Source organism: Mycobacterium sp. P2_H7, assembly GCF_056403275.1.
In genome coordinates, this window is record NZ_JBFUFU010000006.1 from 1 (window position 1) to 21,042 (window position 21,042).

The 21,042-nt window shown below is 68.2% G+C and carries 24 protein-coding genes; 11 read left to right on the forward strand and 13 right to left on the reverse strand.

Translation table 11 applies throughout. The features are described 5' to 3' along the window. Positions 1–143: 143 nt before the first annotated feature. Positions 144–2,264, reverse strand: coding sequence for an acyl-CoA dehydrogenase family protein (locus AC1DY7_RS08535; protein ID WP_477493492.1), 2,121 nt, complete (start codon positions 2,262–2,264; stop codon positions 144–146). Positions 2,265–2,539: 275 nt separating this feature from the next. Here AC1DY7_RS08535 and kstR point away from each other — a divergent pair, with 275 nt between their 5' ends. Further along, complete coding sequence (gene kstR, locus AC1DY7_RS08540) at positions 2,540–3,145, forward strand: cholesterol catabolism transcriptional regulator KstR (protein WP_170847140.1); 606 nt, start codon at positions 2,540–2,542, stop codon at positions 3,143–3,145. 3 nt (positions 3,146–3,148) lie between these two features. After that, positions 3,149–3,883 carry a trehalose-phosphatase gene (otsB, locus tag AC1DY7_RS08545; RefSeq protein ID WP_477493248.1) on the forward strand — a complete coding sequence of 245 codons (735 nt, stop codon included), beginning with the start codon at positions 3,149–3,151 and terminating at the stop codon, positions 3,881–3,883. Between the two features lie 15 nt (positions 3,884–3,898). Here otsB and AC1DY7_RS08550 read toward each other — a convergent pair whose 3' ends face one another. Genes AC1DY7_RS08550 through AC1DY7_RS08565 form a run of 4 tightly spaced genes read right to left on the reverse strand, consistent with a single transcriptional unit; the run spans position 3,899 to position 7,635 of the window. Further along, positions 3,899–4,999, reverse strand: coding sequence for a LacI family DNA-binding transcriptional regulator (locus AC1DY7_RS08550; protein ID WP_477493249.1), 1,101 nt, complete (start codon positions 4,997–4,999; stop codon positions 3,899–3,901). 11 nt (positions 5,000–5,010) lie between these two features. Then, a complete protein-coding gene (locus AC1DY7_RS08555; protein ID WP_477493250.1) occupies positions 5,011–5,901 on the reverse strand; it encodes a metal ABC transporter permease in 891 nt (296 codons plus the stop codon). Further along, entirely contained in the window at positions 5,901–6,674 is a 774-nt protein-coding gene (locus AC1DY7_RS08560; RefSeq protein WP_477493251.1) for a metal ABC transporter ATP-binding protein, read from the reverse strand. The genes AC1DY7_RS08555 and AC1DY7_RS08560 overlap by 1 nt, the downstream gene beginning before the upstream one ends. Next, positions 6,667–7,635 carry a metal ABC transporter solute-binding protein, Zn/Mn family gene (locus tag AC1DY7_RS08565; protein WP_477493252.1) on the reverse strand — a complete coding sequence of 323 codons (969 nt, stop codon included), beginning with the start codon at positions 7,633–7,635 and terminating at the stop codon, positions 6,667–6,669. The genes AC1DY7_RS08560 and AC1DY7_RS08565 overlap by 8 nt, the downstream gene beginning before the upstream one ends. Before the next feature lie 80 nt (positions 7,636–7,715). Between AC1DY7_RS08565 and AC1DY7_RS08570 the strand changes: the two genes are divergently transcribed. Then, on the forward strand, positions 7,716–8,780 hold the full coding sequence (locus AC1DY7_RS08570; protein WP_477493253.1) for a GTP-binding protein: 1,065 nt from the start codon (positions 7,716–7,718) through the stop codon (positions 8,778–8,780). On the opposite strand, the gene AC1DY7_RS08575 is transcribed toward AC1DY7_RS08570, so the two are convergent. Then, positions 8,781–9,593, reverse strand: a complete 813-nt coding sequence (locus AC1DY7_RS08575; RefSeq protein ID WP_477493254.1) for a sulfurtransferase — start codon at positions 9,591–9,593, stop codon at positions 8,781–8,783. Positions 9,594–9,615: 22 nt separating this feature from the next. On the opposite strand from AC1DY7_RS08575, the gene bluB reads away from it, so the two are divergent. Together bluB and AC1DY7_RS08585 are read left to right on the forward strand one after the other, a co-directional pair. Continuing rightward, positions 9,616–10,278, forward strand: coding sequence for a 5,6-dimethylbenzimidazole synthase (gene bluB, locus AC1DY7_RS08580; protein WP_477493255.1), 663 nt, complete (start codon positions 9,616–9,618; stop codon positions 10,276–10,278). Continuing rightward, positions 10,275–11,027, forward strand: coding sequence for a LamB/YcsF family protein (locus tag AC1DY7_RS08585; RefSeq protein WP_477493256.1), 753 nt, complete (start codon positions 10,275–10,277; stop codon positions 11,025–11,027). Before bluB ends, AC1DY7_RS08585 begins: the two co-directional genes overlap by 4 nt. On the opposite strand, the gene rpsR is transcribed toward AC1DY7_RS08585, so the two are convergent. From rpsR to rpmB, 3 genes are read right to left on the reverse strand one after another with little or no spacing between them, the layout of a single operon-like run. Next, a complete protein-coding gene (gene rpsR, locus AC1DY7_RS08590) occupies positions 11,024–11,260 on the reverse strand; it encodes a 30S ribosomal protein S18 (protein WP_477493257.1) in 237 nt (78 codons plus the stop codon). The two genes, AC1DY7_RS08585 and rpsR, sit on opposite strands and share 4 nt — an antisense overlap. Beyond that, entirely contained in the window at positions 11,257–11,421 is a 165-nt protein-coding gene (gene rpmG / locus AC1DY7_RS08595) for a 50S ribosomal protein L33 (RefSeq protein WP_477493258.1), read from the reverse strand. The genes rpsR and rpmG overlap by 4 nt, the downstream gene beginning before the upstream one ends. Next, the gene (gene rpmB / locus AC1DY7_RS08600) at positions 11,421–11,657 is read right to left on the reverse strand and encodes a 50S ribosomal protein L28 (protein ID WP_477493259.1); all 237 of its coding nucleotides are present in this window, start codon (positions 11,655–11,657) and stop codon (positions 11,421–11,423) included. Before rpmB ends, rpmG begins: the two co-directional genes overlap by 1 nt. 109 nt (positions 11,658–11,766) lie before the next feature. On the opposite strand from rpmB, the gene mrf reads away from it, so the two are divergent. Genes mrf through AC1DY7_RS08620 form a run of 4 tightly spaced genes read left to right on the forward strand, consistent with a single transcriptional unit; the run spans position 11,767 to position 15,330 of the window. Continuing rightward, positions 11,767–12,921, forward strand: coding sequence for a ribosome hibernation factor-recruiting GTPase MRF (gene mrf, locus AC1DY7_RS08605; protein ID WP_477493260.1), 1,155 nt, complete (start codon positions 11,767–11,769; stop codon positions 12,919–12,921). Then, positions 12,911–13,162 carry a type B 50S ribosomal protein L31 gene (locus AC1DY7_RS08610; protein WP_477493261.1) on the forward strand — a complete coding sequence of 84 codons (252 nt, stop codon included), beginning with the start codon at positions 12,911–12,913 and terminating at the stop codon, positions 13,160–13,162. Before mrf ends, AC1DY7_RS08610 begins: the two co-directional genes overlap by 11 nt. Positions 13,163–13,171: 9 nt before the next feature. Further along, positions 13,172–14,083, forward strand: coding sequence for an MBL fold metallo-hydrolase (locus AC1DY7_RS08615; RefSeq protein ID WP_477493262.1), 912 nt, complete (start codon positions 13,172–13,174; stop codon positions 14,081–14,083). Positions 14,084–14,136: 53 nt separating this feature from the next. Then, a complete protein-coding gene (locus tag AC1DY7_RS08620) occupies positions 14,137–15,330 on the forward strand; it encodes an SLC13 family permease (protein WP_477493493.1) in 1,194 nt (397 codons plus the stop codon). On the opposite strand, the gene rlmB is transcribed toward AC1DY7_RS08620, so the two are convergent. From rlmB to carD, 4 genes are read right to left on the reverse strand one after another with little or no spacing between them, the layout of a single operon-like run. Beyond that, positions 15,327–16,271, reverse strand: coding sequence for a 23S rRNA (guanosine(2251)-2'-O)-methyltransferase RlmB (rlmB, locus tag AC1DY7_RS08625; protein WP_477493263.1), 945 nt, complete (start codon positions 16,269–16,271; stop codon positions 15,327–15,329). The two genes, AC1DY7_RS08620 and rlmB, sit on opposite strands and share 4 nt — an antisense overlap. Then, entirely contained in the window at positions 16,272–17,672 is a 1,401-nt protein-coding gene (gene cysS, locus AC1DY7_RS08630; protein ID WP_477493264.1) for a cysteine--tRNA ligase, read from the reverse strand. It abuts the gene before it with no gap. Positions 17,673–17,694: 22 nt separating this feature from the next. Next, on the reverse strand, positions 17,695–18,168 hold the full coding sequence (ispF, locus tag AC1DY7_RS08635) for a 2-C-methyl-D-erythritol 2,4-cyclodiphosphate synthase (RefSeq protein WP_477493265.1): 474 nt from the start codon (positions 18,166–18,168) through the stop codon (positions 17,695–17,697). A gap of 16 nt (positions 18,169–18,184) precedes the next feature. Next, positions 18,185–18,673: an RNA polymerase-binding transcription factor CarD gene (gene carD, locus AC1DY7_RS08640; RefSeq protein WP_477493266.1), complete on the reverse strand. Its 489-nt coding sequence runs from the start codon at positions 18,671–18,673 to the stop codon at positions 18,185–18,187. A 279-nt stretch (positions 18,674–18,952) separates the two neighbouring features. Between carD and AC1DY7_RS08645 the strand changes: the two genes are divergently transcribed. Continuing rightward, positions 18,953–19,564: a copper chaperone PCu(A)C domain-containing protein gene (locus AC1DY7_RS08645; protein WP_477493267.1), complete on the forward strand. Its 612-nt coding sequence runs from the start codon at positions 18,953–18,955 to the stop codon at positions 19,562–19,564. A gap of 42 nt (positions 19,565–19,606) precedes the next feature. Further along, on the forward strand, positions 19,607–21,010 hold the full coding sequence (radA, locus tag AC1DY7_RS08650) for a DNA repair protein RadA (RefSeq protein WP_477493268.1): 1,404 nt from the start codon (positions 19,607–19,609) through the stop codon (positions 21,008–21,010). Positions 21,011–21,042: the final 32 nt, after the last annotated feature.

The window sequence follows — 21,042 nt, forward strand, 5'->3', positions numbered from 1 at the left end:
AGCATTCTGCACAGACACAACAACACCTCCGGGGTGTGTCAGGCGAACCTGAGCGCGCCAACGCTCAGGTCCTCGAAAGGAATCTTTGACAATCCCTTCCTGACACCCCCGGAGGCGTTTGTGAAGGACTAACTCAAGTCATATCAACGCGGTAGGCCCAGTAGTCGCTCCCCCGCCAGCGTGAGCAGGATCTGCTCGGTGCCACCGGCGATGGACAGGCAGCGGGTGTTCAGGAAGTACTTCACGTCCGCCGAATCGACGATGCCCGCACCGTCCAGGGAATCCATCACCGTCTCCGAAAGGCCTTGGCGGTAGCGGACACCGATGAGTTTGCGCACGCTGGACGGCGCACCCGGATCGTGGCCGCCGACGGCCAGCCGAGCGATCAACTGGTCCAGCAGCGAACCCACCTGCGCGGCGACGATCAGCGTGCCGAGCCGGTCCGCCTCGGCGCCGTCGAGGTCGCGACCGTCGAGCACCTCCAGCAGGTGTTCCATGCCCTTGTCCAGGGCGCCGCCGGTCGCGATGGCGACCCGCTCGTTGGCCAGCGTGGTGCGAGCCAGCGGCCAGCCGCCGTCGACCGCGCCGATCACCTGATCATCGGGGACGAACAGATCGTCGAAGAACACCTCGTTGAACAAGGCATCGCCGGTGATCTCGCGCAGCGGACGGATGTCGATGCCGGGGGCACTCATCTCGACCAGGAAATAGGTGATGCCCTTGTGCTTCGGCACATCCGGGTTGGTCCGCGCCAGGCAGATACCCCAGTTGGAGCGGTGCGCGTTGGACGTCCACACCTTCTGCCCGGTGAGCTTCCAACCACCTTCGACGCGAACGGCTTTGGTGCGCAGCGCGGCAAGGTCGGAGCCGGCGCCGGGCTCGGAGAACAGCTGGCACCAGTAGATGTCACCGGTGAGCGTGCCGGGGATGAACTTCTCGATCTGCTCGGGTGTGCCCGCCGACAGGATGGTCGGCGCCGCCCACCAGCCGATCGAGATGTCAGGGCGCGCCACATGGGCCGCGGCGAGTTCCTGGTCGATGACCAATTGTTCTGCGGGCGTGGCATTTCTGCCGTAGGGCTTGGGCCAGTGCGGGGCGAGCAGGCCCGACTCGGCCAGCGCACGCTGCCGTTCTTCCTCCGACAGGGCAGCGATATCGGCTGCCGCAGTGCTGATCTCGGCCCGGAAAGACCGAGCCTCTGCTGAATCTTCCTCGATATCGACGTGCAGTTGGCGCCGCACACCTGCCCGGGTCAGCTCTGCGATGCGCCGCAACCAGCGCGACCGGCCGCCGAGGAACTGGGACAGCGCGTAGGCGCGACGCAGATACAGGTGCGCGTCGTGTTCCCAGGTGATCCCGATACCGCCGAGCACCTGGATGCAGTCGCGGGCGTTCTCCTTGGCCGCGTCGATCCCCACCGCGGCGGCCACCGCGGCAGCGATGGACAACTGGTCCCCGTCGGGATCCTCGGCGGCCGACGCGGCGTCGTCCGCGGCCACCGCGGCCTGCTGACTGCGCAGCAGCATCTCGGCGCACATGTGCTTGACGGCCTGGAAGCTGCCGATCGGCTTGCCGAACTGTTCGCGCACCTTGGCGTACTCGGTGGCGGTGTTCAGCAGCCAGCGGGCCAGTCCGGCGGCCTCGGCGGCCAGCACCGTGGCCACCAGATCCTCGACGCGCTGGGCGGGGGCGGACAGCACTTGGGCGGGGGCCGATGTCAGCGTGACGCGGGCCAGGGGCCGGGAGAAGTCGGTGGCCGCGAGAGGCTCGACGTGTACCCCGTCGGCGGCGGCGTCGACCAGGATCCATTGCCCCCTGGCGGGGAGGACGAGAACGCCCGCCGGGTCGGCGCCCAGCACCCACTTCGCCGAGCCCGAGGCGGTGCCGTCGCCGAACGTGATGCCGGATTCCAACGCCAGGCCCGCGCTGCGTTCACCCGCGGCCAGCGCCTCCAACACGGCCGGGTCATCGATGACCAAGGTGGCCAACGCTGTGGTGGCGACCGGTCCGGGGACCAGGGCGGCGGCCGCCTCATCGATCATGCCGAGCAGATCTTCGACGGTGCTGCCCGCGCCCCCATGCTCCTCGGCGACCGCGACACCGAATGCCCCTAGTTGCGCAAAAGCGTCGTACGGAGCCTTCCAGGCGTCCGGGTCTCCGAGCTCCACATCGCGCACCGCGGTGATCGAATTCGAGCCGGCGGCCCAGCTCCGGACCAGTTCCCGGGCGGCAAACTGTTCGGACGTGTCGGTCCTCGACGACATCACGGACACGGGCAACTCCTCGCCATTGGGTGAGAAGGCCACGCTTCCCACTAGAACGTGTTCTAATAGTGCCAGCGTTCGAACGTCAAGTCGACCGCCATCACGGCAGGACACGCCGCTTGGCTCAGGCTTGTTCAAGGTGCTCGGAGGTGGGAAATTAGCTGTCGACATGCGTATCTTTTTTGTCAAGAACGCACTACGAAGGAGCAGTCCACCCAATGTCGTCACCAGCACAGCCCGGATCGGGTTCTGACTCACCCCGTCAGGTGACGACGGTGGCCGTCCTCGCCGAGTCCGAACTGGGGTCAGAAGCCCAGCGTGAGCGCCGCAAGCGCATCCTGGACGCCACCCTGGCGATCGCCTCCAAGGGCGGCTACGAGGCAGTGCAGATGCGGGCGGTCGCCGAGCGTGCCGACGTCGCGGTCGGCACCCTGTACCGCTACTTCCCGTCCAAGGTGCACCTGCTGGTGTCCGCGCTGGGCCGCGAGTTCGAACGCATCGACGCCAAGACCGACCGGGCGTCACTCACCGGCGGCACCCCGTACCAGCGGCTGAACATGATGGTCGGCCGGCTCAACCGGTCGATGCAGCGCAACCCGTTGCTCACCGAGGCCATGACCCGGGCCTTCGTCTTCGCGGATGCCTCCGCCGCAGGTGAGGTCGATCACGTCGGCAAGCTGATGGACTCGATGTTCGCCCGCGCGATGAGCGACGGCGAGCCGACCGAAGACCAGTACCACATCGCCCGCGTCATCTCCGATGTGTGGCTGTCCAACCTGCTCGCCTGGCTGACCCGACGGGCCTCGGCCACCGACGTCAGCAAACGCCTCGACCTGGCGGTCCGGTTGCTCATCGGTGATGGGGATCAGCCTAAGGTTTGAGAGGTGGATGACCTCCAGCGTGCCCTGACTGCCATCGCTGAAACCCCTCGCCTTCTCGTCACCTCCGATTTCGACGGCACCCTCGCGCCGATCGTCAACAACCCGACCGACGCGCGCGCCCTGCCGGCCGCGGCCGAGGCCCTGGTGGCACTCGCCGAGTTGCCCGACACCACCGCCGCACTCATCTCCGGCCGTGCGCGCAGCGTGCTGCGAGAACTGTCCGGGATGCCCGACGCGGTGGCGTTGGTGGGCAGCCACGGGGCGGAGTTCGACACCGGTTTTGTCCGTGAGATCGACACCGCGTTGCTGGACACCATGATCGCGACGCTGCGCGACATCGCCGAGGGCAGGCCCGGGGTGACCGTCGAGACCAAACCCGCCAGCGTCGCGCTGCACGTGCGTAATGCCGTTGCCGCCGATGGGGATTCGGCTCTGGCGGCGGCCCGCGCGGCCGCGGCCGACTGGGACGCGCACCTCACCACGGGCAAGGCGGTGCTGGAATTCGCGGTGATCGTCACCGACAAGGGCGAGGCAGTCGACACCTTGCGCGAACGGCACGGCGCCACCGCGGTGGTGTTCCTCGGGGACGACGTGACCGACGAGAAGGCCTTCAGCCGGATGCGGGACACCGACATCGGCGTGAAGGTGGGACCCGGTGAGTCCTTGGCGCGGTACCGGGTTTCGGCGCCCGACGACGCCGCCGAGGTGCTGCGATTCCTCGTGCGCGCGCGGCGTTGATCAAAACCGAGCCGATCAGGATGGCGGCCCCGCGGTGCGCCCGCGGATCAGTTCGGTGGCGAGCATGTCGATGACGGGCAGCCCGGAACGCGGCGGATTGTGCAGCAGCCGCCCGGCCCGTCGGCCCTTCTCCATGCTCGGCTGGACCACGGTCGTCAGCCCGCGGCGCAGCGCCTCGGGCACCCCGTCGAAACCCGTCACGGTCATCTGCCCGGGGACATAGATCCCGCGTGCCCGAAGGGAATCCATCGCCGAGAGGGCCAGCACGTCGGCAGTGCACACCAGCGCCGTGATGCGAGGGTTGCGCGCCAGCGCCACATCCGCCGCCAGCCCGCCCGAGGTGGGCAGGTGGTCATAACTCTCGACCACCGTCACCGACGCAGGGTCCAGTCCGGCCGCCGTCATCGCGTCGAACAGACCGTGTGCCCGTTCACGCTGCACATGGAAGTGCGGCGAGTTGAGCCGCTCCCGTTCGGCGACCGCGGGCACCGGGTCCGCGTGGGGCCAGTCCCGGCCCAACCGCATGGTGAGCAACCCGATCTCGCGGTGCCCAAGTCCCACAACGTGTTCGGCGAGCTGCCGCATGGCCGCGCGGTCGTCGATGCACACCCGGGAACTGCCGGGCACATCCTTGGGCTGGTCGACGACGACGACGGGAAGGTGGCGCTGCAGTACCACCGGCAGGTACGGGTCGTCATCGGAAGCCGAGTAGATGACGAACCCGTCCACCCCGGCCGACAACACCGCAGCCGAACCGTCGGCCACGCTGCGATTCGGCCCGGCCGCGACCAGTAGCAGTCCCTGCCCGGCCTCCTCGCACGACTCGGCAAGCCCGGCAACGAAATCCAGGGCCGCCGGGTCGCTGAACGAGAAGTCGAGCGGTTCGGTGAGCATCAGCCCGACGGCGCCGGCCTTACGGGTGCGCAGCGAACGCGCCACCGGGTCGGGCCCCGGGTAACCCATCTCCTTGGCGGCGGCCAGCACCCGTTCCCGAAGTTCGGTCGAAAGCTGGTCGGGGCGGTTGTAGGCGTTGGAGATGGTGGTCCGCGAAACCTTGAGTTCGGCGGCCAACGAAGCAAGTGTTGCCCGTCGCCTGGGTGCCGGGCTTCTGGACATGCTCTCCGAGGTTAGTGGACGTGCAGCCCGGAAGGGCCGTGTGACGGTGCGATTCGCCGATCCGTTCCGGTTCGCTGCGCCACCGCCCACACCACCAACCAGATCGCGCTGACGATCGTGACGATGACAAAACTCGGCGGAACGTTGAACATCGCCGACAGTGCGAGGCCCGTCCACACCGAGAAGACCGCCAGCAGGGTCGAGACCAGCATCGCCAGACCGGGCCGTGCGACCAGCATGATCGCCGTCGCGGCCGGGGTGACGACCAGGGCGAACAGCAGCAGGGTGCCCACCGCCTGCACCGCCATCGTCACCGCGAGCCCGAGCAGCGCCATGAACACCACCGACAGCACCCGCACGGGAACGCCTTTGGCCTCGGCAACCTCTGCGTTGATCGAAGCGAACAGCAGTGGCCGGTAAACGAACGCGATCACCACGGCCAGCACCACCACCGCCGCCCCGAAGGTCACGAGTTGTTCGTGAGTCACCGCAAGCAGATTCCCGAACAGCACATTGGTGACGGTGCTGCTGCTCTTGGTGGCCTGCGAACTGAAGAACAGTCCCAGACCGGTCGCCGCCGCGAGCACCGTGCCGGTCGCCACCTCACGCTCGTCGGCGCGTTTACCCAGTGCGCCGATAACCAGGGCGCCGCCGATGCAGAACGCGGCCAGGCCGACCGTGACCGGCAAACCCAGCAGCACCGCTCCCGTCGCGCCGGGAAAGCCGATGTGCGCCAGCGCATGCGCCGCGAAGGCGCTGTTGCGCACCACGATGAAGTAGCCGATCAAGCCGGCGGCCAGCGCCACCAGCGTGCCGCCGAGCAGCGCGTTGCGCATGAAGGCAGATGTCAGGATCTGCCACCAGTTGTCCTGGTAGCCCAGTGCCAGCACCGTGGTGTGCATCAGATGCTCCGCACGTACATGTCGCCCTGCGGGGTGTGCACCACCTGGATCGAGGTGCCGTACAGGTGGCTCAGCAGGTCCGCGTCCACCACCTCGTCGGTGGTGTCGAAATGCGCATGCCCGTCGAGCAGGTAGATGGCACCGTCGAGCACCGCCAGCAGCGGATTCAGATCGTGGGCGACCACCAGGATCGTCACGCCCAATTCGTCGCGGATCTTGCCGAGCAGCCGCACGATGTCGCGCTGGTTGCGGACGTCCAGTGCGGTCAACGGCTCGTCGAGGATGAGCAGCTGGGGTTCGGCGACCAATGCCTCGGCGATCGCGATGCGCTGCCGCTGCCCGCCGGAGAGCTGGGACAGCCGCCGATGCGCGAAGTCTGCTGCGTCGACGGCGTCGAGCACCTCGGCCACCCGCTGTCGTTCCGCGGCACTCGCCCGCCCGAATCCCCACCGGTTCCCGGTCAGGCCGAGAAGGACCGCGTCACACGCCCGGATGGCGTTGCCCGCGGCGACGGCATAGTTCTGCGGCACATAGCCGATCAGTCCGGTGGCGGCGCCAGGCGGCCGGCCGAGGACCCGGATGGTGCCCGATCCCACCGGGATCGTGCCGAGCACGGCGCGCAGCAGCGTCGTCTTACCCGATCCGCTGGAGCCGATGACGGCGAAGATCCCGCCGGCGGGCACGTCGAAGGTGCCCTCCGACCAGATCAGCTGACCGCCGCGGACGACGCTGACGTCATCGAAGGAGAGCGCGGGCGGTTCAGGGTCAGACACCGAGCGCCTTGGCGAGGGCAGTGAGTTGGTCCACCTGCCAAGCCTCGAACGATTTCGCTCCCGGCGCCACCGTTTCGGTCACGTTCACCACCGGAATGCCCGCGCTCTGCGCCGCGGTGCGGATCTGTTCGGGCACCGATCCCTCGGTCTGGGTGTTGTAGATGAGCACGTCGACACCTTTGCCATTCAACAGCTTCAGGAACGCATCCAGGTCGGCCGGGGACGGGTCGGTCTCGTTGTTGGCCGCGGCCTGGTACCCGGCGGGCGTCTTGTTCTGCAGTCCGACGGCTCCCGCCAGGTAGTCGAAGACACCTTCGGTGGCGGCATAGGACTTGCCCGTCGCACCGGCCTTGATCTTCGCGACGGTGTCGGTGTAGGTCTGCATCGACGCGGTGAACGCGGCTCGCTGAGTGCCGAAATAGTCTTTGGCCGCCGGGGAGAGATCGCCCAACTCGGCAGTTACGGCGTCCGCAACGTCGGTGACCGCGGCCGGGTCGTACCAGAGGTGCGGGTTCACCTCGCCGTGGTTGTGATCGGCCTCGGCGCCGTGAGCATCGTGCGCTTCCTGGCCGCTGACCACGGAGGCGTCGATCACCGGCGCGCCAGGCGCCGAGCTCGCGGCGAGCTTGGCCGCCCACTCGTCGTAGTGCGCACCGTTGACCACGACCAGTTGGGCGCCCTGGAACGTCGCGGCATCGGCCGGCGACGGCTCGTAGTCGTGCGGATCGACCGACGAACTGGCCAACAGGGTCGTGACGTGGGCGCAGCTGCCGCCGAGTTGCGAGACGATGTCGCCCCATTGGTCGACGCTCACCACGACGTCGACCGGCGTGGTGGGGCATTCACCGGCCGCGGTCGTCGACGTCGACGTGGTGCCCCCGCCCGAGCAGCCGGCCAGGGCGAACGGAGTGACAAGCAGGACGCCGGCGGCCAGGGCGCGGGCGGACGTGGACACGATCATGGCGATAACGATAACCGTTTGCATTAACGAACGCGCAACCGGATCATGCTTATTGAAAATCATTCTCATCAAGGAGGGTCATGTCGTCTGCGGATCTACTGCCGGTGACCGTGTTGTCCGGTTTCCTCGGCGCCGGGAAGACCACGCTGCTCAACCACATCCTGGCCAACCGCGACGGCCGTCGGGTCGCGGTCATCGTCAACGACATGAGCGAGGTGAACATCGATGCCGCGCTCATCAGGACAGACGAGAAGCTCGTCGAACTCAGCAACGGCTGCATCTGCTGCACCCTGCGCGAAGACCTGGTCGAGGCGGTCGCCGCGCTGGCCCGCCTGAACCGGTTCGACCAACTGGTCATCGAATCCACCGGGGTATCCGAACCGATGCCGGTGGCGGCGACCTTCGACTGGGAGTTCGAGGACGGTTTCCGCCTCGGCCACCTGGCCCGGCTGGACACCATGGTGACGGTGGTCGACGCGTCCACCTTCTTGGCCGAGCTGACGGGCGAGGTGGCCGAATTACTCAGCGATCAAGTGGAATTCGCCGATGTCCTGTTGCTCAACAAGACCGACCTCGTCAGCGCAGAGCAGTTGGGCGCGGTCGAGGCCGTGGTGCGCCGGCTCAATCCGACGGCGCGACTGCTGCACACCGATCATGGCGTGGTCCCCCTCGGCGAGGTGCTCGGCACCGGCCGATTCGATCCCGACGCGGCAGCCGACATCCCCGGCTGGGATGAGGAACTCGCGAACTCCCACACCCCGGAGACCGAGGAGTACGGGATCGGTTCGATGACGTTTCACGCCGATCGCCCGTTCCACCCGGGCCGCCTGGCCGCGGTCCTGGATCAGATGCGAGGACTGTTGCGCAGCAAGGGTTTCTGCTGGATCGCCAGCCGCCCCGCCCTGGCGGCGATCTGGTCGCAGGCGGGACCGAATCTGGCCATCGAGCCGGCCCAGTACTGGGCGTCGACCGAGATCGACCCCGGCCAGGAACTCGTCTTCATCGGAGTCCACCTCGACCGGGTCCGCATCGGCGCCCTGCTGCGCTCCGCGCTGCTCACCGACGCCGAGCTCGCGGGCGGCGAGGCGTCATGGGTGAACCTGCCCGATCCCCTACCTGATTGGGGTGTCACCCATAGGCATTGATCAATCCCCGGTGGCGACGGGAAGCGCCGGATCGGAACTCCACTGCGACCACGAACCCGGGAACAGCGCGGCGTCCACCCCCGCGGCCGCCAAGGCCGCGACGAGCACCGCGGCCGTCACACCGGAGCCGCAGTACGCACCGACCGGGCCCGTCACTGCGGGCAACCCGCCGAGGGCGAAGGTGCCGTCCTCGGCCAGCAGCGCCGTACTCGGCAGGTTTCGCGCCCCCGGGATGTGCCCGGCCACCGGGTCGGCGGGCTCGACCTCACCCCGGAAGCGCTCCGGGGCCCGCGCGTCGAGCAGCACCGGCGCCCGGGCGGCCTGCTCGGCGGTGAGGGTCGGCAAGCCACCTGCGTACAGGTCGTCATGTGCGACGGTCACGTCTCCCGGCTCGGCGGCCGACGGCCCGGGCTCCAGATCCCCGCGCCACGAGGCGAGCCCGCCGTCCAGGATGCGGACGTCGTCGATCCCGGCTGCGGTCAGCACCCACCAGGCGCGGGCCGAACCCGCCCGGTTCCAGTCGTCGTAGACCACCACCGGCACGCCCGCACGGACACCCCAGCGGCGCGCCGCCGCCTGGACGGCGGCACCCGAGGGCAGCGGGTGCCTGCCCCGGCCCGAAACGCTGTGGTCGGACAGCTCGTCCTCCAGCGAGACATACACCGCGCCCGGCAGGTGGCCCCGTTCGAAAGCCTCGCGGCCGTCGGGCTCGGCGAGCTGCCAGCGCACGTCCAGAATTGCCACGGGCGAACCTGATTCAACCCTTTCGGCTAGTTCTGCCGCGGATATCAGAACCTGCGCACGCGTGCTCACCCGACCAGCCTAGGCTTCCATCGTGACCGATCACGCGTTCAGCGACACCGACCGACAGGCCGTGTACCGGGCCATCGCCGAGCGCCGGGACATGCGCCGGTTCGTTCCGGGTGCGACTGTCCCCGCCGACGTGCTGGGACGCCTGCTGGCCGCGGCCCATGCCGCGCCCAGCGTCGGGCTGATGCAGCCGTGGCGCTTCATCCGGATCACCGATGCGGCCCTGCGGGTGCAGATGCACGACCTGGTGGACGAGGAGCGCCGGGAAACCGCCGCGGCCCTGGGTACCCGTAGCGAGGAGTTCCTCGAGCTCAAGGTCGAGGGCATCCTGGAGTGCGCCGAACTGTTCGTGGTCGCCCTCGGCGAAGGCAGACAGGCGCACGTGTTCGGCCGTCGCACCATGCCGCACATGGATCTGGCGTCGGTGTCCTGCGCCATCCAGAATCTCTGGCTTGCCGCGCGGGCCGAGGGTCTGGGAATGGGGTGGGTGTCCATCTTCGACCCGGCCCGGCTGGCGCAACTGCTGGACATGCCCGCCGATGCCGAGCCTGTCGCCATCCTGTGCCTGGGTCCCGTGCCCGATTTCCCCGAGCGACCGGCGCTGGAGATCGACAACTGGGCCTACGGCCGCCCGCTGCCCGAGTTCGTGTCGGAAAACCGTTGGCCGCGTGCCGAGTTGCTGACGTGAGCGTGGACCTGAATGCCGACCTCGGCGAGGGATTCGGGGTGTGGCGCCTGGGCGATGACGAGGCCATGCTCGATGTCGTGACGAGCGCGAACGTGGCGTGCGGTTTCCACGCCGGCGACCCGGCCGGGCTGGTGCGGACCTGCCGGGCCGCCGCCGAACGTGGGGTGCGCATCGGTGCGCAGGTCAGTTACCGCGATCTGGCCGGCTTCGGCCGGCGGTTCATCGATGCCGAACCCGAGGATCTGCGGGCTGATGTCATCTACCAGATCGGCGCGTTGCAGGCCATCGCACACACCGCGGGGGCTTCCGTGTCGTATGTGAAACCTCATGGTGCGCTGTACAACTCGATCGTGACACACCGTGAACAGGCCGCGGCGGTGGCCGCCGCGGTGCATGCCGTCGATCCTGGATTGCCGGTGCTGGGCCTGGCCGGTTCGGCGTTCTTCGACGCGGCAACCGAACTCGGGCTGCGCACCGTCGCGGAGGCCTTCGCCGACCGGGCCTATCGCGCCGACGGGCAGTTGGTGTCCCGCCGGGAACCCGGTGCGGTGCTGGACGATCCCGCCGAGATCGCCGACCGGGTGTCTGCAATGGTGCAGCACGGCCGGGTGAGCGCCGTCGACGGGACGACCATAGCGATCAACGCGGAATCGGTCTGCGTGCATGGCGATTCGCCGGGCGCGGTGCGAATCGCGCGAGCGGTCCGCGAGCGCCTGCACGCCGACGGCAGCGAATTGGCACCGTTTTAGGGCAGCAGCGCCATCTCCCTGGCGTTCTTGATGGCGACCGCGACCCGGCGCTGCTGTTGCGGGGTCAGCCCGGTGACACGACGCGACCGGATCTTGCCTCGTTCGGAGATGAACGTGCGCAGTACGGCCACGTCCTTGTAGTCGACGTGGGTGATACCGAGCGCCTTGAACCGATTGACTCTGGGCCGCTTCAGGTCCGGGGCGGGGGCGCGTTTGCGCTTGTCTGCCGTCATCGTTCCTCCCGGAAATCGACATGCCGACGCAGCACCGGGTCGTACTTGCGCAGCACCAACCGGTCCGGGTCGTTGCGCCGGTTCTTGCGGGTGACGTAGGTGTAGCCGGTACCCGCGGTAGACCGGAGCTTGACGATGGGCCGGATCTCATTGCGGGCCATCAGATCTTCTCCCCGTTGCGGCGCAGCCTCGCGACGACGGCCTCGATACCGTCCCGGTCGATGACCTTGATGCCCTTGGCGCTGACCCGCAGACTGATCCGCCGGCCCTCAGACGCCAGATAGTAGGTCTTGCGCTGGATATTGGGGTTCCAGCGGCGCCGGGTGCGCCGATGCGAATGAGACACCTGGCTACCGAAACCCGGTGCGCGGCCGGTGACTTGGCAGTGCGCCGACACGTGAACCTCCTTTGGTTGATGAAAATGATTTTCGACAAGTCGACGTCGGCACGGTAACGTACGAACCACGTTAATGGCAATCATTTCCAATAAGGATCCGGGAGGCGCGATGCGGACCCCAGTGGTATTGGTGGCCGGCCAGGGTGCGGCGGATGAGGTGGCGGACCGACTGATCCGCACACCAGGCACGATCAGCGTCAGTTATGTCCTCGAGGGGCATCTGGCCATCCGCCACATCGTCGAGATGCGGTCCGAGCGCAGGATCATCTCGGTATGGCCCATCGAGGTGACCGGCTGCCTGAACTGCGCCATCCGCGCCGACCTGTTGCCACTGCTGCGCCGCCTGCATCGCCGGGACGAGGTGAGCAGGATCGCCGTGCGCCTGCCCATTTGGGCTGACCCCGAATCACTCTGCACCGCAATCGAAAGCACCCCGTTGCACATCGGCCCGGGCTACATCGACGGACCGGCGGGCCGCGACGTGGTGATCGCGGCGGTGGTGACTGGTATCGACAGCGAAAGCTGGTTGACCCAGGCGCTCGGGGACGACGACCTCGATGACGCCCGCACCGTGGCGCAGGTCGTGGTGGGGCAGGCCGAGTTCGCCGACGTCCTGGTGCTCACCGGCCCGGACGCCCGCACCCTGGCGGTGCTGCGCCGGCTGGCCCCGCGGGCCCGGATCACCGTCGGCACCGACAATGTGGAACTGGCGCTGGCCAACCTCGATCCGCTGGCCCGCCGCGGCAGCTCCGACGATGCCCACGACCCGCTGCTGGCCGGCCAGCCACCGTTACGTCCCGAAGGGGAGGTGGAGCTGCTGGAATTCAACGCGCGCAGACCTTTTCACCCGCTGCGTCTACACCACGCGATCGACGACCTGCTCGACGGCGTGGTACGCATCCGTGGCCGCGCCTGGATCGCCAGCAGGCCCGACGCGGTCGTCTGGATCGAGTCCGCAGGCGGCGGACTCGGGGTGGCACACAGTGGAACCTGGTTGGCGGATATGGACACCACCGAACGTGCCTACATCGACCCGGAACGCGTCGCGCTGGCGGGCGCCATCTGGGACGACCGGTTCGCCGACCGGCACATCGCACTGACCGCACTGCTCTGCGGCGCCGATCGGGCGGTCATCAACGGCGCGTTGTCCGGGGCGCTGCTGACCGATGACGAACTGGCCCGCCCGCAGGACTGGGCGGCCTACCCCGATCCGTTCGGGGAGTGGCACCCGGAAACGAACAAGGAGCGCACCAATGAAGGTTGACATCCATCCCGAGTACCACCCCGTGGTGTTCGCCGACGCGTCCACCGGAACCATGTTCCTGACGCGCTCGACCGCGACCAGCGACCGTACAGTCGATTGGCAGGGCGCCACCTATCCGCTGATCGTCGTCGACGTCACCAGCGATTCCCACCCGTTCTGGACGGGATCGAACCGCCGCATCGACACCGCCGGCCAGGTCGAGAAGTTCCACCGCCGCTACGGGTCCCGGCCCGCCCCCTAAAGTAGGGGGATGCGCCTGAAACGCGGCCGCCCCGACCTCGGCGACTACGCGCGGTTCTTCGATCTGCCCGCTGCGGAGGCGGCGCCGTTGACCGTCACCTGGGCCGGCGTGACCACGCTGCTGGTCGACGATGGCACCTCGGCGATCATGACCGACGGATTCTTCAGCAGGCCCTCGCTGCTGCGCGTCGGGTTGGGCCGCATCACCCCATCGGCCCCGCGCATCGACGGCTGCCTCGCCCGCCTCGGCGTACGGCGACTCGACGCGGTGCTGCCCGTACACACCCACTTCGATCACGCGATGGATTCCGCGACGGTGGCCGAACGCACCGGCGCCACCCTGGTGGGCGGCAACTCGGCGGCCCATCTCGGACACGGCCTGGAATCTGAGCGGATGCTCGTCGCCCGGCCTGGTACCCCGATGTCGTTGGGCGCGTTCGACATCACCCTCATCGTCGGTGACCATTGCCCGCCCGACCGGTTCCCCGGCCCGATCACCGCGCCGGTGCGTCCGCCGGTGCGCACCTCGGCCTACCGGTGCGGTGAGGCATGGTCCACAGTGGTGCACCACCGGCCGTCGGACCGGCGTCTGCTGATCGTCGGCAGCGCCGGGTTCGTGCCCGGCGCCCTGACCGGGCAGCGCGCCGAGGTCGTCTACCTCGGGATCGGGCAGTTGGGTCTGCAGTCCGAGCGCTATCTGACCGATTACTGGGCCGAGACCGTGCGCACCGTCGGCGCCCGGCGGGTGGTGCTGATCCACTGGGATGACTTCTTCCGCCCGCTCGACGTGCCACTGCGCGCGCTGCCCTATGCCGGCGACGACCTCGATGTGTCGATGCGGGTGCTGACCCGGTTGGCCGGGCAGGATGGCGTCGGCTTGCACCTTCCGACCCTGTGGCAGCCGACGGATCCCTGGATGTGAACCTCTCGCTCGTCTTCTCGGCCACCCTGCTCGCGCTTGTCCTGATCTTCGCGATGGTGCGGCCACACCGCTGGCCGGAGGCCGCCGTGGCGGCACCCGCCGCCGGGCTGCTGCTGCTGACCGGTGTGGTCACCACCGACTCGGCGGCCAACGAGATCCGGGAACTGTTGCCGGTCACCGCTTTTCTGGGCGCGGTGCTCGTACTGGGCAAGCTCTGCGACGACGAAGGGCTGTTCCGCGCGGCGGGCACGACGATGGCGCGGATGAGCCGCGGTGATCCGCACCGACTGCTGGGTGGGGTGTTCCTGCTCGCCGCGGCGACGACGGCCGTACTCAGTCTCGACGCGACGGTGGTCCTGCTGACACCGGTCGTCCTGGCGACGGCGCGCACGCTGTCGGTGTCGCCGAAGCCGCACGCCTACGCCACCGCCCATCTGTCCAACAGCGCCTCGCTGCTGCTGCCGGTGTCCAACCTGACGAACCTGCTGGCTTTCGGCACGGCGGGCATCTCCTTCGCCATGTTCGCCGCCGTGATGGTGCTGCCCTGGCTGGTGGTGATCGCCGTCGAATACCTGCTGCTGCGTGTGCTTTTCAAGCGTGAACTGGCCGAGCGCTCACCGCACGACGAGCCGCCGCCGGCCGCCGACCCGCCGGTGTTCGTGCTCGTGGTCCTCGGGCTCACCCTGGCCGGTTTCGTGGTGACCTCCGCCCTCGACATCGCTCCCGCCTGGGCGGCCCTGGCCGGCGCGGTGGTGCTGGGCGTGCGCAGCCTGGCCCGGGGTCGCAGTACCGTCACCGGCATCGTCCAGGCCGTCGACGTACCGTTCCTGGTGTTCGTGCTCTGCCTGGGTGTCGTGGTCGACGCCGTGATGCGGCACGGCATCGGCGACTTCATGAAAGCCCATGTGCCGTTGGGCGACTCCCTGGGGGCACTCCTGGTGATCGCCGCGGTCGCCGCGCTGCTGGCCAACGTGGTGAACAACCTGCCCGCCGTGCTGGTCCTGCTCCCCGTGGTTGCCGCGGCGGGACCGGCCGCCGTGCTCGCGGTGCTCATCGGCGTCAACGTCGGGCCCAATGCCACCTACCCGGGCTCGTTGGCCAATCTGTTGTGGCGCAACATCATCCGCCGCGACGACATGTCCGCCGGATTCCTGGAGTTCAGCCGGGTGGGGTTGGTGACGACACCGCTGTGCCTGGTCGCCGGCGTGGTGGCGCTGTGGGCGGGAACGCGGGTGCTGGGGCTCTAACCGCGACGCTGCCGGGCGACCTCGGCGAGCACCACGCCGGCGGCCACGGACGCGTTGAGCGACTCGGTCGGACCGGCCATCGGGATGGACACGATGGCGTCGCAGTTCTCCCGCACCAGTCGGGACAGCCCCTTGCCCTCCGATCCGACCACGACGACCGTCGGCCCCGATGCATCCCATTCGTCCAATTCGGTGTCACCACCGGCGTCGAGCCCGACGATCTGCAGACCCGCGTCGGCCCAACTCTTGAGCGTCCGGTTCAGGTTCGTGGCCCTGGCCACCGGTAGCCGGGCGGCGGCACCGGCGCTGGTCCGCCACGCCACCGCGCTCACCGAGGCCGAACGACGCTGCGGGATCACGACTCCGTGCCCGCCGAACGCCGCCACCGAACGCACGATGGCACCGAGGTTCCGCGGGTCGGAGATGTTGTCCAGCGCGACCAGGAGGGCGGGCGTGCTGTCGCGCTGCGCCGCCTTCAACATGTCGTCCGGGTGCATGTACGAGTACGGCGGCACCTGCAGCGCAAGGCCCTGATGCAGCCCGTTGCTCGCGATGCGGTCCAGATCGTGCTTCTGGACCTCCAGGATGGAGATACCGGAATCGGCGGCGCGCTTCACCGATTCGGTGATCCGCTCGTCGGCGTCGACGCCGAGCATCACCCACAGTGCGGTGGCCGGGACACCGGCCCGCAGGCATTCGACGACGGGGTTACGGCCGAGGACGACCTCGACCTCATCGGTCTTGCGCTGTTGCCTGCCCTGATTCTGGCGCGCCACCTTGGCAGCCTTCTTGCCCGCGGGGTGGTGTGCTCGCTGGCTGGCGGGCGGCGTGGCGCCCTTGCCTTCCAGACCGCGCCTACGGACGCCACCGGACCCGACGACGGGGCCCTTCTTGGTGCCTTCTTTGCGAACGGCGCCTCGGCGCTGCGAATTGCCGGCCATCTATTTCGTGTCTCCCTCAAGCAGCGACCATTGCGGTCCATCGGCGGTGTCGGTGACGTCGACACCGGCCTCTTTCAGCCGGTCCCGGATCGCGTCCGCAGCCGCCCAGTCCTTATTCTCCCTGGCCTCGGCCCGACCCGCCAACGCCCAATGCACCAGCACGTCGACTGCGGCCAGCGCGGCCGACGTCTCATCGCGCGATTCCCAGCGTTCGTCGAGTGGGTCACAACCGAGGATGCCCATCATCGCTCGCACCGATTGTGCTGCGGCCATGGCATTTTCGTGATCACCGGCATCCAGCGCCCGGTTACCCTCGGCTCGGGTGGCATGCACCTCGGCCAGGGCGATCGGCACCGCCAGGTCGTCGTCGAGCGCGGCGCCGAACTTCTCGGTCCACGTGCCGGGCACCACCGCGCCGACGCGACCTCGCACCCGGTGCAGGAAATCCTCGACACCAGTGTAGGCCTTGGCGGCGTCGGTCAGGGCGTTCTCGGAGAACTCCAGCATGGACCGGTAGTGCGCGCTGCCCAGGTAGTAGCGCAGCTCGGCGGCCCGAACGCGTTGTAGCACAGCGGGAATCGCGAGCACATTGCCCAGCGATTTGCTCATCTTCTCGCCACCCATGGTGACCCAGCCGTTGTGCAGCCAGTACTGGGCGAAGCCGTCCCCGGCCGCCTTGGCCTGTGCGATCTCGTTTTCGTGATGCGGGAAGACCAGATCCATGCCGCCGGCGTGGATGTCGAACTGCGACCCCAGGTAGGACTCGCACATCGCGACGCACTCGGTGTGCCAACCGGGCCGGCCCGGGCCCCACGGGGTGGGCCAGGACGGCTCGCCCGGCTTGGCGCCCTTCCACAGCGTGAAGTCCCGCTGGTCACGCTTGCCGGTGGCCGCTCCCTCGCCCTGATGGACATCGTCGATGCGATGCCCCGACAGCGCGCCGTACTCGGAGTAGCTGTGCACGCTGAAGTACACGTCGCCCTGGGATGCGTACGCATGCCCACGCTCGATGAGCCGCTCGATCAGTTCCACCATCTGGGTGATGTGCCCGGTGGCCCGCGGTTCGGCCGACGGAGGCAGGACCCCCAGCGCGTCGTACGCCTGGCTGAAGGCCCGCTCGAACGTCGCCGCCCATTCCCACCACGGCCGACCGGCGTCGGCCGCCTTGTTCAGGATCTTGTCGTCGATATCGGTGACGTTGCGGATGAACGCGACGTCGAAGCCCTTTGCGGTCAGCCAGCGGCGCAGCACGTCGAACGCGACACCACTGCGGACGTGACCGATATGGGGTTGACCCTGGACCGTGGCGCCGCACAGGTAGATCGAAGCGTGGCCTGGTCGCAGCGGTACAAACTCACGAACGCCACCCGTGAGGGTGTCGTACAGCCGCAGTCCAGTCACGACGGGCCAGCTTACCGGCAGGTCAGACCGAAACCAGCAATGCCGTCGCAATCGCCGCGAGGCCCTCACCACGCCCGGTCAGTCCCAAACCGTCTGTGGTGGTGGCCGAGACCGACACCGGCGCGTCGAGTAGCCCGGAAAGTAGCCCTTGCGCCTCGGCGCGCCGCGGACCGATCTTGGGGCTGTTACCGATCACCTGGACGACCGCGTTGCCCACGCGAAAACCATGCTCAAGCAGCAGCTCGCGCACATGACGAAGCATGTCGGCTCCGGTTACTCCGCTCCATTGCGGCTGGTCCGTGCCGAACACGCTGCCCAGGTCGCCGAGACCGGCGGCACTGAGCAGCGCGTCACACAGAGCATGCGTGGCGACGTCACCGTCGGAATGACCGGCGCAACCATCTACGCCGTCAAAGAGCAGGCACAGCAGCCAGCATGGCCGACCGGCCTGAATGGGATGAACGTCGGTTCCCAGACCGACGCGCGGCAGTTCCACGTCGCAGTTCTACGACTCAGGAAGCTGCAGCCAGCACCTCGTCGAGAATGATGTCAGCCTTCTCCTGATCGGTGTTCTCGGCCAATGCGAGTTCACCCACCAAGATCTGACGCGCCTTGGCCAACATCCGCTTCTCGCCTGCGGACAGGCCGCGCTCCTGGTCCCTGCGCCACAGGTCGCGAACGACCTCGGCCACCTTGTTCACATCGCCCGATGCGAGCTTCTCCAGGTTTGCCTTGTACCGGCGCGACCAGTTGGTCGGCTCCTCGGTATGCGGGGCGCGCAGCACCTGGAAAACCTTGTCGAGGCCTTCCTGGCCCACAACGTCGCGCACACCCACGTATTCGGCATTATCAGCTGGGACTCGAACGGTGAGATCACCCTGAGCGACCTTCAAGACGAGGTACTCGCGCTGCTCGCCTTTGATGGTCCGGGATTCGATCGCCTCGATCAACGCAGCACCGTGGTGTGGATAGACGACGGTGTCTCCGACCTTGAAAATCATCAGATTAGAGCCCCTTTCACATTTCAATCTTAGCACGGGGCCACCACACACGCGGATCAACTATGCAGGTCAGGGGCATAGCAGGTGAAGACTAGGGGTTGACACGGTGATCATTACGTGCAACGGCACAACGGTTTTCGGACGCCACAACAAGCTGTGACCCGCCTCTCTGGAGCGCCATGGACGCCGGGGAGAGGCAGTCCCCAGCCCTCCGCTACCGCCACCAAAGCCGACCTACTACTGTGCATAGTTGAAATCCCCGCCGACCAGGAGGCTCCCGTGGCTGCAAAAGCTTTCAAGGCGTCCGTCATCGGACTCGCCGCATGCGCAGCGGTGGCCAGCGTCGCCCTGACCGGCTGCGGCGCCGGGCAGTCGTCCCAGACCGCCACCCAAGAACCGGCCGTCAACGGGTCGGCCGCATCCGCGGGCAACATCGCCCTGCGCAACGTGCACCTGCGCGCCCCGCAGACCACCGACTACGTCCAGCCCGGCAGCGATGTCGAACTGCTGTTGGTCGCCGCGAACAACTCCCCGGACGTCAACGACAAACTCGTGTCGATCACCTCCGATGTCGGCGAGGTGACCTTGACCGGTGACGGCACCGTCCCGGCCGGCGGAGTGCTGGTGATCGGCGAACCCGACGGCCAACTCAAGGCACTGGACGCGGCCGAGCGCGCCGATGCGGTCAAGGCCGAGGTGGGGCTGACCAAGCCGATCACCAACGGGCTGACCTACCAGTTCACCTTCACCTTCGAGAAGTCCGGCCAGACCACGGTCGCCGTGCCGATCTCGGCCGGTGAGACCCCCCGTCGCGACGGCGAGCCCAACGCGGGCTCCGAGGCAGCCGAAGGTGCAGAGGGCGCCGAATCCGACACGGGTGGGCACCACTGACGATCTGACGGATCTGTCGCCCCGGGCGGCTACCGTTTGAACGTGCCTTCGAAAGTACGTTCGCAATTCCGCTGTTCCGAATGCCAGTACGTCACCGCAAAATGGGTCGGCCGGTGCCCGGATTGCAGTACCTGGGGCACGGTCAACGAGGTCGCCGCACTCACCTCGCTCGACGGGAAGTCGATCCGCCGCGCGGTCACCCCCACCTCGCCCGCGGTCCCCATCACCTCCATCGATCCCGGTGTGACGCGCCACCTCCCGACCGGTGTCAGCGAGCTGGACCGGGTCCTGGGCGGTGGCCTGGTGCCCGGCTCGGTGACGCTGCTGGCCGGCGATCCCGGCGTCGGCAAGTCCACGCTGCTACTGGAGGTGGCACACCGCTGGGCCTGCGAGGGCAAGCGGGCGCTCTACCTGTCCGGCGAGGAGTCGGCGGGCCAGATCCGGCTGCGGGCCGAGCGGACCGGCTGCACGCACGACGAGATGTACCTGGCGTCCGAGTCCGATCTGCAGATCTCGCTCGGCCACATCGAGGCGGTCCGGCCCAGCCTGGTCGTGGTGGACTCGGTGCAGACCATGTCGACCACCGAGGCCGAGGGCGTGACCGGCGGTGTCACCCAGGTCCGCGCGGTCACCACCGCGCTGACCTCCTATGCGAAGTCTGCCGGGCCGGATGGCCTGTCCCTGCTGCTCGTCGGTCACGTCACCAAGGACGGGGCCATCGCGGGCCCGCGTTCCCTGGAGCACCTGGTGGACGTGGTGCTGCACTTCGAGGGTGACCGGGCGTCGGCGCTGCGCATGGTGCGTGGTGTGAAGAACCGCTTCGGCGCCTCCGACGAGGTTGGTTGTTTTCTGTTGCGCGACAACGGAATCGAATGCGTGGCCGACCCGTCCGGATTGTTCCGGGATCAGCGGCCCGCACCGGTGCCGGGTACCGCGGTGACGGTCACCATGGATGGCAAGCGGCCGCTGCTCGGCGAGGTCCAGGCGCTGATCGGCAATGAGGCCCAGGGCAACCCGCGCCGCGCCGTCAGCGGAATCGACTCGGCGCGCGCCGCGATGATCACCGCGGTCCTGGAGAAGCGGGCCGGGTTACGGCTGGCGGGCAGGGACATCTACCTGTCCACCGTCGGCGGGATGCGGCTCACGGACCCGTCCTCGGACCTGGCGGTCGCACTCGCCATCGCCTCGGCCCAGATCGACCGGCCCGTCCCGTCCTCGGTGGTCGCCATCGGGGAAGTGGGTCTGGCCGGTGACCTACGCCGCGTCACCGGCATGGAACGCCGACTGGCCGAGGCGGCCCGGCTGGGCTTCCGGCAGGCCGTGGTCCCGCCCGGCGTCACCGATGTGCCGGCCGGACTGCGTATCAGTACGGCGGCCAACATCGGTGAGGCATTGCGGGTTCTGAAGTCCATCACGGACAATGGCGGCCAATCCAAGGAGGCGTGATGGTGGTGAAGCCCAGATCCGGCCGCACGGTG

What these genes read in the sequence shown, in the direction of transcription:
- rpsR (WP_477493257.1), bottom strand. Translation starts at nt 11,260, where the DNA reads ATGACGGCAGACAAGCGCAAACGCGCCCCCGCCCCGGACCTGAAGCGG.
- carD (WP_477493266.1), bottom strand. Translation starts at nt 18,673, where the DNA reads ATGATTTTCAAGGTCGGAGACACCGTCGTCTATCCACACCACGGTGCT.
- rlmB (WP_477493263.1), bottom strand. Translation starts at nt 16,271, where the DNA reads ATGGCCGGCAATTCGCAGCGCCGAGGCGCCGTTCGCAAAGAAGGCACC.
- AC1DY7_RS08565 (WP_477493252.1), bottom strand. Translation starts at nt 7,635, where the DNA reads ATGATCGTGTCCACGTCCGCCCGCGCCCTGGCCGCCGGCGTCCTGCTT.
- AC1DY7_RS08620 (WP_477493493.1), top strand. Translation starts at nt 14,137, where the DNA reads ATGGTGCGGCCACACCGCTGGCCGGAGGCCGCCGTGGCGGCACCCGCC.
- AC1DY7_RS08550 (WP_477493249.1), bottom strand. Translation starts at nt 4,999, where the DNA reads ATGTCCAGAAGCCCGGCACCCAGGCGACGGGCAACACTTGCTTCGTTG.
- mrf (WP_477493260.1), top strand. Translation starts at nt 11,767, where the DNA reads ATGCGGACCCCAGTGGTATTGGTGGCCGGCCAGGGTGCGGCGGATGAG.
- AC1DY7_RS08535 (WP_477493492.1), bottom strand. Translation starts at nt 2,264, where the DNA reads ATGTCGTCGAGGACCGACACGTCCGAACAGTTTGCCGCCCGGGAACTG.
- rpmG (WP_477493258.1), bottom strand. Translation starts at nt 11,421, where the DNA reads ATGGCCCGCAATGAGATCCGGCCCATCGTCAAGCTCCGGTCTACCGCG.
- AC1DY7_RS08610 (WP_477493261.1), top strand. Translation starts at nt 12,911, where the DNA reads ATGAAGGTTGACATCCATCCCGAGTACCACCCCGTGGTGTTCGCCGAC.
- AC1DY7_RS08570 (WP_477493253.1), top strand. Translation starts at nt 7,716, where the DNA reads ATGTCGTCTGCGGATCTACTGCCGGTGACCGTGTTGTCCGGTTTCCTC.
- AC1DY7_RS08615 (WP_477493262.1), top strand. Translation starts at nt 13,172, where the DNA reads ATGCGCCTGAAACGCGGCCGCCCCGACCTCGGCGACTACGCGCGGTTC.
- AC1DY7_RS08555 (WP_477493250.1), bottom strand. Translation starts at nt 5,901, where the DNA reads ATGCACACCACGGTGCTGGCACTGGGCTACCAGGACAACTGGTGGCAG.